Source organism: Duganella sp. CF517, from assembly GCF_900110275.1.
Taxonomy (GTDB): Bacteria; Pseudomonadota; Gammaproteobacteria; order Burkholderiales; family Burkholderiaceae_D; genus Rugamonas.
In genome coordinates, this window is sequence record NZ_FODC01000001.1 from 196,129 (window position 1) to 207,123 (window position 10,995).

Annotated in this window: 8 protein-coding genes; 4 read left to right on the forward strand and 4 right to left on the reverse strand. The window is 64.0% G+C overall.

Annotation, left to right across the window (positions count from 1 at the left end; translation table 11 throughout):
- Positions 1-3 precede the first annotated feature (3 nt).
- Positions 4-2,844 (reverse strand): TonB-dependent receptor, encoded by a 2,841-nt coding sequence (locus tag BMX85_RS00780; RefSeq protein ID WP_090313709.1) that lies wholly within the window; start codon positions 2,842-2,844, stop codon positions 4-6.
- 436 nt (positions 2,845-3,280) lie between these two features.
- Between BMX85_RS00780 and BMX85_RS00785 the strand changes: the two genes are divergently transcribed.
- From BMX85_RS00785 to BMX85_RS00795, 3 genes are read left to right on the forward strand one after another with little or no spacing between them, the layout of a single operon-like run.
- On the forward strand, positions 3,281-3,670 hold the full coding sequence (locus BMX85_RS00785) for a phosphonate transporter (protein ID WP_090313711.1): 390 nt from the start codon (positions 3,281-3,283) through the stop codon (positions 3,668-3,670).
- Positions 3,667-4,989 (forward strand): sensor domain-containing diguanylate cyclase, encoded by a 1,323-nt coding sequence (locus BMX85_RS00790; protein WP_090313713.1) that lies wholly within the window; start codon positions 3,667-3,669, stop codon positions 4,987-4,989. Before BMX85_RS00785 ends, BMX85_RS00790 begins: the two co-directional genes overlap by 4 nt.
- Positions 4,986-6,728, forward strand: a complete 1,743-nt coding sequence (locus tag BMX85_RS00795) for a putative bifunctional diguanylate cyclase/phosphodiesterase (protein ID WP_090315101.1) — start codon at positions 4,986-4,988, stop codon at positions 6,726-6,728. Before BMX85_RS00790 ends, BMX85_RS00795 begins: the two co-directional genes overlap by 4 nt.
- 120 nt (positions 6,729-6,848) lie before the next feature.
- Here BMX85_RS00795 and BMX85_RS00800 read toward each other — a convergent pair whose 3' ends face one another.
- Complete coding sequence (locus BMX85_RS00800) at positions 6,849-7,742, reverse strand: NAD(P)/FAD-dependent oxidoreductase (protein WP_090313715.1); 894 nt, start codon at positions 7,740-7,742, stop codon at positions 6,849-6,851.
- Between the two features lie 130 nt (positions 7,743-7,872).
- Between BMX85_RS00800 and BMX85_RS00805 the strand changes: the two genes are divergently transcribed.
- Positions 7,873-8,517, forward strand: a complete 645-nt coding sequence (locus BMX85_RS00805; RefSeq protein WP_090313716.1) for a TetR/AcrR family transcriptional regulator — start codon at positions 7,873-7,875, stop codon at positions 8,515-8,517.
- A 73-nt stretch (positions 8,518-8,590) separates the two neighbouring features.
- Here the strand turns inward: BMX85_RS00805 and BMX85_RS00810 are convergent, their stop codons facing one another.
- Positions 8,591-9,076 (reverse strand): DUF2165 family protein, encoded by a 486-nt coding sequence (locus BMX85_RS00810; protein ID WP_090313718.1) that lies wholly within the window; start codon positions 9,074-9,076, stop codon positions 8,591-8,593.
- A gap of 331 nt (positions 9,077-9,407) precedes the next feature.
- Positions 9,408-10,916: a metallophosphoesterase family protein gene (locus BMX85_RS00815; protein ID WP_177196615.1), complete on the reverse strand. Its 1,509-nt coding sequence runs from the start codon at positions 10,914-10,916 to the stop codon at positions 9,408-9,410.
- Positions 10,917-10,995: the final 79 nt, after the last annotated feature.

Sequence of the window (10,995 nt, forward strand, 5' to 3'; positions counted from 1 at the left end):
TGTTCAGAACTTCAGGCTCGCGCCGACGGTGATGGAGCGGCCGTAGCGGTAATAGCCGTTCGGAAGGCTGATGGTGCCGTTGCCCAGCTTGGGCTTCTGCACCGCATCGGTCAGGTTGTTGCCCTCGATGCTGATGCGCAGCGACTTGTTCACATCGTAGGCCAACTGCGCGGTCAGCCACGTCACCGCGTTGGCGGTCTCGTTGAAGCCGGCGCCGATCACATTGGTGGCGGTGACGAAGGCATCGGTGTAGTCGGCCGTGGTGCTCATGCTCCACGGCCCCCGTTCGTACAGCAAGCCCAGCGACGCGGTCGCCGGGGCGATGCCCTCGAGCGGGCGTTCGCTGCCGTTCACCCAGCTGCGCGACCGGTTGCGCGTGTACTGCGCGCGCACGCCGAAGCCGTTGTCGAACAGGTATTGCAGGCCGATCTCGACGCCGCGCGCGGTTGCCTTGTCGCCGTTGACGGGACGCTGTACGTTGAACAGCCGGCCGCCGGGCGCGCCGATGTCCTGGCCCGACAACCACAAGGTGGTGATCTGGTTGCGGATGTTCTTCTGGTAGACGGCGAGCGTGAGCGCGGAGTCCTTGGCGAAGTACCATTCCAGCGAGACGTCGGCCTGCCGCGCCGTGTAAGGCTTGAGCTCGGCATTGCCGCCGTAGATCTGCGTGAAGTCGCCCCAGGAGATGCTGGCCGTGGTGCTGGACGGCGCCAGCTTGTCCACGGACGGCCGCGCCATGGTCTTGGCGGCGCCGAGCCGCAGTTGAAGCGTGTCGGTGAACATGTAGGTGAAGTTGGCCGCCGGCAGCGCGAAGGTATAGCTGGCCTCCTGCTCCACCGCCGACGGCGTGGCATAGACGGCGGTGTAGTTGAAGGCGCCGTTTTCCACGATGTCGGTGATCTTGGCGTCCCACGCCTGCGCGGTGGTTTTGGTGTGGACCAGGCGCACGCCAAGGTCCGCGCTCCAGCTGTCGCCGGCCAGATCCGCCTGCACATAGGCCGCCGTGGTCTTCTCCCCTACCCGGTAGCTTTCCAGCGCGTTCCACGCGGGCGCAGACAAGGTCGAGCTGTAGACGCCGCCGCCCGGCCGCGGCTTGCCGTCGTAGGCCTGCAACGCCTGCGCGTAGTTCGCGATATCGAAGCCGAGGAAGCTGCGCGGAAAGTTGCCGCCCACGCCGGACAGGAAGCCCTTCGGGCTCAAGGTCTGGTTGATGACGTTGCCGCCGAGGGTTCCCACATCGATGGCGTTCTGCCCCGAGTAGTGGTCCTGGCCGCCATTGAAGGCGTTGTTGACCATGTCGCGCGTCTTCCTGCGATCGGTCTGGCTCAGACCGAAATTGAGCTGGTTGATGTGAAACCGATCCAGCTTCCACTCGGCATTCGCCGTCGCGCCACGGATGCGGTCGTCGATGTTGTCGCCCGCCCGGCTGTAGTAGTGGGTGTTGAAGTCGCTGGCCTTGAACAGGCCCTGCGCCAGGCCGCCCTGCAGGTCGCGGCCGTCGGCGAACGTGGTCTTGACATCGGGCACGGCGGCGCCGGTGAGCTGGATGCGCGTGACGTTGGGCTGGTTCATGCGCAGCACGACGTAGCTGTCCTTGCCGCCGGAATGGCGCTTGGACGTGGATTCGTAGATGTCGCCCGCGACCTTCAGCGTCGGCGAAATCTTCCAGTCCGCTTTGGCGCCGTACATCGCCGTATCGACCACGCGGTACTCGGTCTTGTTGAGGATCTCGGGATTGAGCCGCATTTCCGGGTCGGCGCCGGACAAGGTCAGGTCGGTCACGACGCCGTTGCTGACCTTCATGTCGGACCAGCGGCCCGGCGCGAACAGCGGATAGAACGAAAGCTGGTAGCCGACCTGGGGCGAGTCCAGCCGGGTCTTGAAACCGTCGACCACGACTTTGACGTCGCTGCTTGGCCGCCACTCGACCTTGCCCGAGAACGCCACGCGTTCCTTCTTCTCCATGATGGAGCCGAAACGGAACTGTCCGGGTCCGATCAGGCCTTCCTCGTTGGGATCGAGTATGCCGTTGCCGTTCGGATCGATGGCGCCGCCCCAGGTGTTGCCGAACTCCCAGAACTGGCTGGGGTCGCTGGGGATGGGGTTGCGCGACCAGCCGCCATCGTTGCCGGCCGTGTCGGTGCGCACGTCGCGCTTGGCGTAGACGACGCCGAGCAGCACGCCGATCTGGTCGCCGAAGGTGTTGCTGTAGGTACCGGACAGCTTCTTGCCGTTCAAGCTGCTCATCTGATTGCGGTCGGCCTCCACCCGCAGCAGGCCGCGCTGGCCTTTCTGGTCGAACGGGCTGGCGGAGCGCAGGTTCACCAGGCCGCCGATGGCGCCTTCGACCAACTGCGCCTGGGTCGACTTGACGACGTCGGCCCCGCTGATGACGTCGGCCGGCAAGACGTCGAAGGCGAAGTAGCGCCCCGCGCTGTCGGTGCCCAGCAGGCGGCCGTTGAAGGTGGTGATGGTGTATTCGGGGCCCAGGCCGCGGATGCTGACCTTCTGGCCCTCGCCGCCGGCAGTGCGGGAGATCGAGACGCCGGTGATGTGGCTGAGCGAGTCGGCCACGTTGTTGTCCGGGAAGCGACCCAGTTCGGTCGCGCTGATGCTGTCCTGCACGACGGCGGAGTTGCGCTTGAGCGCCAGGGACTGCTGCAGGCTGGCGCGGGCGCCGGTCACCACGACCTTGGCGAGCTGCTCGGCATCTGTGGCGGCGTCCTCTTGGGCGCGCGCCGGCGCGGCCAGCGCGGCCAGCGCCAGCAGGCAAGCGGAAGTGAGCGGAGTTGGCACCAGGCGGGGATGGCTGGCGGCGTGCGCGCGGCGTTGCAGGTGACTCATTAACGGTTCCTTTTAAGTTGTCGGTGCAGCGAAGGCGATGCCGGCGAACCCACAGGGCCACCCGGACCGGGCGCTTGCTTGCCCGGCACTTTCGCTTTGTTTCGCATAGAGGAAATACGTGGAATCAAATCGCCCTTCCAAACGTTTCGAAAGTCTAAAGCAAGGAAAGGAAAGCTTTGAAGTGATTCAGTCTATAGCGAAATGGCAGTCAACTCCAAAGGTCTTGCGTATTTTTTCGATATGAATGTTGCATTTGTGCGATTTGGCGAGCCTTCCTTCGTTCGAAAGCGGGCGCCGGGCGACCGGGCCCTGCAACCGCGTGGCGCCCGCGTGCCACAAATGCGCGGTAATGCACGCACGGCATGCGCGAACACTGGCGAGTTGCCCTGAGCCAATGATATGCTTCCTCCTGACCGCCACTGATGGAAACGACAAAATGACATTGCACGCAGAAACCCCGTTCGACCAGTCCGATCTGGCCGCCTTGCTGGAGCACGCAGACACCGCCGGCCTCGACGCCCTCGGCTTCGGCGTGATCGGCTTCGACCTCGATGGCCGAGTCCAGCGCTACAACGCGTTCGAATCGCAAGCGGCCGGTCTGCGGGCGCAGCGGGTATTGGGCGAAGACCTGTTCGTGGCGGTCGCGCCATGCATGAACAACTTCATGGTGGCGCAGCGCTTCAGCGACGCGCGCGCCGAGGGCGCGCCGCTCGACGACACCATCAACTACGTGCTGACGCTGCGCATGCGCCCGACCAAGGTCAAGCTGCGGCTGTTGTACCAGCCCGGCGCCGCGCTGGCCTACGTCCTGGTGCAACGGCCGTGAGCGCCGCCGACGAGCATGCCGACGCGCAGGACTACGAGGCGCTGTTGCAGTTCCTGTATCTGGCCCCGGTGGGGCTGGTGCAACTGGCTGCCGACGGCGCCATCCAGATGCTCAACCCGTTGTCGGCGCAGCTACTCATGCCGCTCAGCCGCGACGGCGAGCTGACCAACCTGTTCGAGGCGTTGGCGCCAGTGGCGCCCGACCTGCGCTCGCAGTGCGGCAGCTTCGCCGCGGAACAGGGGCAGGTGTGCGACGCGCTCCGCCTGTACTTGCACGCGGACGCCAAAGGCAGCGGCCCCCAGGTCATGTCGCTGACGCTATTGAAACTGAACGCCGACCGTTTGATGGCGGTGCTCACCGACGTCACCGAGCAGGACCGTCGCGAGCGCCAACTGCGCAAGACCGACGCCTGGCTCAACGCCATCATCACCAACATCACCGACTATGCGCTGGTCAGCCTCGATCGCCAGGGGCGGGTCGAGTCCTGGAACGAAAGCATCCAGCGCGTGACCGGCTACGAGGCGGCCGCCATCAAGGGCCAGCATTACGCCCGCTTCTATCCCGACGGCGCCACCACCGAGGCGCAGCAACTGGACCGCCTGCGCGAGGCCGACGAGAACGGCTGGACCCTGGACGAGGGCCTGCGGCTGCGCGCCGACGGCAGCGAGTTCTGGGGCAGCGCGATGATTTCACCGCTGCCGCTGCGCGGCGACGACGACGGCGCCGCCGGCGCCCCGGGGGCCGACGACGAACCGGCCTATTGCATGATCATCCGCGACATTTCCGACCGCCGCGACGTCAGCGAAAACCTGCGCAAGGCCACCTACAGCGACCACCTGACCGGCCTGTCGAACCGGCGCGCGTTCTTCGAAGCGGCGCAGCTGGAGCTGGCGCGCCGCAAAAAAGCGGTGCGCCCGGTCGCGCTGATCGTCATCGACGCCGACCATTTCAAGGCGATCAACGACAGTCACGGCCACCCGGCCGGCGACGCCGTGCTGGTGCACCTGGCGCACACCATGCGCGGTGTCTGCCGCCAGGTCGACGTGCTCGCGCGCATCGGCGGCGAGGAGTTCGCCATCATCCTGCCGTCGGTGGCGCTCGACGATGCGCTGGCGATCGCCGAGCGCCTGCGCGCCGGGGTGGCCGCCGCGCCGGCCGTCTACGCGCAGCAGCCGATTGCGTACACGATCAGCCTGGGCGTGGCCGTCATGGACGACGCGCTGGCCGGCTTCGACGACTTGATGAAACGCGCCGACGAAGCCCTGTACGCGGCCAAACGGGGCGGACGCAACCGCGTAGCGGCGTGGGCGGCGGCATGAGCGGCGACATCGACCTCGCCTACGAGGCGCTGATCCAATTCCTGTATCGGGCGCCGGTGGCGCTGATCCAGCTGCAACGCGACGGCGCCATCGAAATCCTCAACCCGATGGCCGCGCGCCTGCTGATGCCGCTCACGCCGGACGGCGACATGGACAACTTCTTCCACGTGCTGCGCCGCCACGCGCCCGATTTGCCGCAGCGCTGCGCGGACTTCGGCGCCCCGCAGGGCGTCATTTGCGAAGGCCTGCGCATCAGCGTCGACGACGCCGGCAGCCACGCCGAGGCCCCCGCCGTGCTTTCGCTCGGCTTGCTCAAACTGGACGACAACCGCCTGATGGCGGTGCTGCTGGACGCCACCCAGGAGGTGGTGCGCGAGCAAACCATGCTGGCGCGCGCGGCGCAAGTGGACACGCTCACGCAGTTGCCCAACCGCGCCGGCACGCTGTTGTTGTTGCGCAAGATGGCCGCGCGCGAGCGGGCCGCCAGCGGCGACCACTGCGCGCTGCTGTTGCTCAACCTGGACCGCTTCAAGCAAGTCAACGATACGCTGGGCAACGCGGTCGGCAACCAGGTGCTCGCGCTGGTCGGCGAACGGCTGCGCACGACGGTGCGTTCCGGCGGCCGCGCCGGCGCCGACGGCGTCACCGCCGAAACCGCCACCCACCTGGGCGGCGACGAATTCGCCGTGCTGCTCGACGGCCTGCCGGCACCGGCGGTGGTCGAGCGCATCGCCGCGCGCCTGCTCGAGCGCCTCGGCCAGCCCTACCGCGTCGGCAACCAGGAGCTGGCGCTCACGTGCAGCCTGGGCATGGTGGTGCTGGACGCCGGGTCGCGCGACGCCGACAACCTGCTGCGCGACGCGGCGATCGCCATGACGGTGGCCAAGTCGCAGGGCGGCCACCGCATCGTCATGTTCGAGCAGGCCATGCGCGATCAGGCACTGCTGCGCAGCAGCCTGGAAGCGGATTTGCGCACGGCCGTCGAGCGCGCCGAACTGTTCAACGTCTACCAGCCCGTGGTCGGCCTGATGGACGGCGGCCGGATCGATCCCGCCGCCGGCGTCGAGGCGCTGGTGCGCTGGCGCCACCCGGTGCGCGGCCTGGTCTCGCCGATCGAGTTCATCGGCGTCGCCGAAGCGACCGGCATGATCCACGCGATCGGCGAGCAGGTGCTGGCCGCCGCGTGCCGCGATTTCGTCGCCTGGCAGCGGCAGCTGGGCGCGCAGGCGCCCCGGCTGCTGGCGGTGAACCTGTCGCGCGCGCAGCTGGCCGAGTCCGACCTGTGCGACAAGGTCGCCGCCATCCTCACCGCCAGCGGCATGCCGGCGGCGCAATTGCAGCTGGAAATTACCGAGAGCCTAGCGGCCCAGGGGGCCGACATCCAGCACCAGTTGCTCGGCCTGAAGCGGCTGGGGGTGAAGCTGGCGCTCGACGACTTCGGCACCGGCTACTCCTCGCTGTCGAGCCTGCACCTGCTGCCCGTCGATACGGTCAAGATCGACCGCTCGTTCGTCAGCCTGGCGGCCAGCAGCGCCCACCACAAGGTGCTGATCGAAGCGACGGTGCTGGTCGCGCGCAGCCTGGGCATGAACACGGTGGCCGAAGGCATCGAAACGATCGAACAGGCGAACGTGGCCCATGCGCAGGGCTGCGACAAGGGACAGGGATACCTGTACAGCCGCCCGCTCGAGAGCGCCGACCTGTTGCGATGGCTGGCCACGCAGCCGGCGCCGGGGTGAGGCGGCGGCGCCTTATGCGAGACCTGGGCGAGCGGCATGACGCGTTTCGGCTCAATCCATCGCTGGCCCATTCCAGTCGGCGACCGGATCGGCATTTGGCACTGTCGTGCCATCTGCTGCTCACACCAGCATCGACTGCTGGGCGGAGATTCCCGCCGTCGCGCCGTGCGATATGGCCGTGGTGACCGAGGCCATGAGCGGGTTTGCCAGGTCGCCGGCGGCATAGATGCCGGGGATGCTGGTCTCGCGCCGCTCGTCGACCTTGAGGGCGATGCCGAATGGCGTGTCGACCGTGGCCAGGCCCAGTGATTCATGCAGGCTGGCGGACGGCTTGTTGCGCGGATGCGCAAACAGGATGTCGACCGCGACATTGGCGCCCGTAGCGAGCTTGACGCTGGCGTGATGGCCGCCGTGGCGGGCGATTTCCGTGATCCGGCCATCGACGACCGAGGTGTCGCGGCGCGCCAGATCGGCCCGGATATCGGGCGGAATGTCGTGGCCATCGACGAACACCGTCAGCGTCTCGGTCCAGTGGCCATACAGCCTGACATAGTTGTGCGACTGCGGGCCGGACCAGACGAGGCCCCAATGCCGGCCGGCGACTTCAAAGCCGTCGCAATAGGGACAGGGCACGATGGCTGTGCCCCAGCTTTCGGCAAATCCCGGAACGTCGGGCATCTGGTCGGCGACGCCATAGCTCAGGATCAAACGACGTGCGCCCAGGCGTTCGTTATCGTCGGTGACGACGGAAAAATCGTCGATCGCGCCGGACACCCTCTCGGCGCGGGCATTGACCAGCTTGACCGTTGGATAGCGCGCCAGCTGCTGCCGCGCCTCGGCCAGGATGTCGAGCGGTGGCTTGTGGTCGTGGCCGAGCAGGCCGTGCGAGTGGCCGGCGAAGCGGTTGCGCGGCCGACAGGTGTCGAGGACCGTGACCTTGCGGCGGGCACGGCCGAGCTGCAGGGCGGCGGCGAGGCCGGCGAAACTGCCGCCGATGATGATGACGTCGTTCATGATGATAGGCTCCGTGTTGGGGATGCGGATGGGCTGGTCGCGCACCAGCCCGCCCGCCGGGTTTGCGTATTTCGGATACTTCGTGGTATCCTAATTACTAAATTAGATACTGTCAAGTACTGGAATTGTTATGACCGAGAATAATCCGGGCCGGCGGGGCCGCCCCGCCAACGAGGCGCTGGGCCGAACGATCGCCGACGCCGCGTGCGAACTTTTCGTGGAATTGGGTTTTCAAGCGACGACCATGGACAAGGTTGCCCAGCGCGCCAAGATATCCAAGCTGAGCATCTATCGGCACTTCGAAAACAAGGAGGCACTGTTCAGCGCCGCCATCGCGGCCAGCTGTCACCGGTTTGCGCCGCAGGCCCTTTTTGAAGGCGTCGCCGGTCCGGCCGAGGATCAGCTGATGACGGTGGGGTCATCCCTGCTCCGCACTTTCCTGAACCCGGACGTGCGCCGTGTCGAAGCGATGATCATGGCCGACAAGACGAATCAAAAGTCGTTAAGCAAGCTCCAATACGAAGCCGGTCCGGCCCACGTCATCGCCCAAATCGAGGCCCTGTTGCGCCAGCTGGACGCGAAGGCGGCGTTGAATGTGCCGGATCCTCGCCAGTCCGCCCGCTTGTTTGCCGCGCTGTTAAAAGGATCCGATCTGCTGATCATCGCGCGCTTCGATGAGGCGATAGCGGACGACGACCACGAAATCGAATCCTATTGCCGGTCGGCCGTGGCCATGTTCATGTCCGCGCACAGGGGCAACAACCACGCGGGCTAGCGGGCTTGCGGAGCTCCGACAGCGTGCAGATTTACACGCTGCCGAGCTGCGGGATTGGGGCCGACGAGGCAGGTCATGTCCAGTGGCCGTTGAACAGGAAAAAGGCACCTAGCGTCCAGAGCATAAGCGCTAAATGTCCGCGTTGAAGGTCGTCCTCGCGGATCCAATAGGCAAACCAAAGGCCTGCAAGATGCATTGCGAACAGGAATGTGGTGAATGCGCACAATCCGAGGTTTAGCCAAGGACGTGCCTGCTCCAAACCGCCACCGATGAGCAACTTATAGCAACCGATCCACCAGGTGGTGAACGCAAGTAGCTTCAGGATCAGCAACCCGACCACTGCCAACCGATGCCAGCGGATTGATGTCACTGCGCGCGCTGACAGAACCGAATGTATTGCGGGAGAACGTTGAAGGGGCGCCATGGACATCGTGGTCCCCACCGCATGGACCAGCTCACGAAACGCCCAGAGGTTGTCGACGACAGCGATGGTCAACCAGATGGCCAAGCCCACCGCATAGACGGATTGGAACAGCCATAGTGAAGTGTACAAGCTCATAAATTGTCCTTGTGAATGGAGACTGTCCCTTGTTGGCGCCGCTGTGGAAGCGTCGTTCAGCACGCCTCTCCAGCCGATGGCGCTAAAGGCGGCGGTTACCGAACGCGGCGAAATGATTGTATTACCTCAGGTTAACTTGAGGTCAAGAGGACTGAATCGCTTTGGTCAAAATGACCTCCAGCAAGGATGCCATCGCCGCGTGTGCGTTGCGCCGCATCGCGCCGCTGCACTTGATCGGGCAGCAAGACGCCGAACACGGGCCGCCGCGACAGCTGGCGCTGCGGCGGCGTTTCTCCTTATCCGGCCGAGGACGCGCTGGTATCGCCCGTACTCAGACCTTGTAATCGATCTGGATTGGCTGGCGCATGAGCGCCCATCCCATATCGTTACGCCCGAGTTCAAGAATGTCAAAGCCTTTGCGCGGGCGACCATCAGTACCGACGTGATACTCCGTACCGAGCGTAGAGGACGGTGCGGAAACCACCTGCATCACCTTGCCCCCTAGCGCATATTCGCCAGTAAACGTTGCATGGTGATGACCATGCAGCACGACCGTGCTCTGGTTTTGCAGGATGGCGGGAAGGACCGTTCGCGCGTTTGCCATCGTCATTCCGGCCAACTGAAGAGAGTCTCTGAGATACATCCGCAGTCGATAGGTTCGCGTTCCCGTAACTGTTTTCTGGCGCTTAAATCTCGCCTTTGGCAAGCCGATTTTGTGGTGCATGACATGAAGAAGACTCATTCCGGTCTGCTTGAAGTGCTCATTGATTGCCTGGAAATTGTTTAGCTGTTTTTTGCCGATATTCCCGAAGGAGTTATTAAATGCCAGTGAGGATGAGCGGACGGTATTCCAGACGATGAAAGTGAGCGCCTGATTTTTTTCGACCGTCACCACAAATGGAAACAAATCATTGGCGGCCTGCAGCGCTTTCCTCTCATTTGACGTGTCCGCTGAAATGGTTTCCCATGCATCGGCAAGCGGCACGAGTTTGCCGTGCTGCCAGACCTGCGCACGGTCGTCCATCATCTCTATCGCCGTTTTCATAAATGCGACCATCCGAACCCAGCGTCCTGCCGTGCCAAACTTATCTCCGACGAGAAGGATACTTAACGCCCCGTAGCCCACGATGTTCAAATCGTGGTTGCCAGGCCCCATGACGATACGGCCCTTGTACGCGCCGAAGCTCGTGACGAACTTCTTCCAAGCATCCGGATGGCCGGTGTCCGTGATATCGCCCGAGCATACGATGGCGGCAAGGGGTGTGTTCTCATCATTCTCAGCCAGTGCATTGCGGCACTTGTCCAGAATGCCTGGCTCCCAAGGCTCGTCTTCCGTCAAACGCGTGTCGCGCGGAATATGCAAATCGGACAAATGCGCAACGTGGACGTGACAGGCAGCTTGCTGGGGACTCAGCGTGGACAGCGCCAACATCGAAGGCTTTAACGGATTTTGTCCCTGGCGGATAAGACCCACCACGCCGAGCCCCAGCATCAACGAAAACAATGGGCCAAATAACCACACGGCGATTCGAAGCAATAGAGAAAAGATGCCTGTCGAATTCCACATCTCCTCCAGCACAGGCCATAAACACCCAAATGCGCCAGCAAATAGAGCAAGCAGGATGCCAAACGTTGCCCATATTATCCGCATGGATAGATTTTCACGCAGGCCATAATCCAGACTGATAATTACAGCCACCATCCGCTCAATGATATTCAAAAGGTCGCCTACTAATCCTTTTATGTGATGCCAATTTCTGAAAATAAAGAGCGCAGACACACCGAGGCACAGCAGGGCTAGCCATATAGACGAGCGAGAAAGCGAGCCGAACAGTCCCATCAGGGAGCCTAGTACCAAGAACCCAAATAAAATATGGAGTAAGGGTGAAAGGATCACAGGACCGGTGTGGCTACTGTCA

Excerpts from the sequence above, each read along its gene's own strand:
- BMX85_RS00805 (WP_090313716.1), top strand. The coding sequence starts at position 7,873 with ATGACCGAGAATAATCCGGGCCGGCGGGGCCGCCCCGCCAACGAGGCG.
- BMX85_RS00785 (WP_090313711.1), top strand. The coding sequence starts at position 3,281 with ATGACATTGCACGCAGAAACCCCGTTCGACCAGTCCGATCTGGCCGCC.
- BMX85_RS00815 (WP_177196615.1), bottom strand. The coding sequence starts at position 10,916 with ATGGGACTGTTCGGCTCGCTTTCTCGCTCGTCTATATGGCTAGCCCTG.
- BMX85_RS00795 (WP_090315101.1), top strand. The coding sequence starts at position 4,986 with ATGAGCGGCGACATCGACCTCGCCTACGAGGCGCTGATCCAATTCCTG.
- BMX85_RS00780 (WP_090313709.1), bottom strand. The coding sequence starts at position 2,844 with ATGAGTCACCTGCAACGCCGCGCGCACGCCGCCAGCCATCCCCGCCTG.
- BMX85_RS00800 (WP_090313715.1), bottom strand. The coding sequence starts at position 7,742 with ATGAACGACGTCATCATCATCGGCGGCAGTTTCGCCGGCCTCGCCGCC.
- BMX85_RS00810 (WP_090313718.1), bottom strand. The coding sequence starts at position 9,076 with ATGAGCTTGTACACTTCACTATGGCTGTTCCAATCCGTCTATGCGGTG.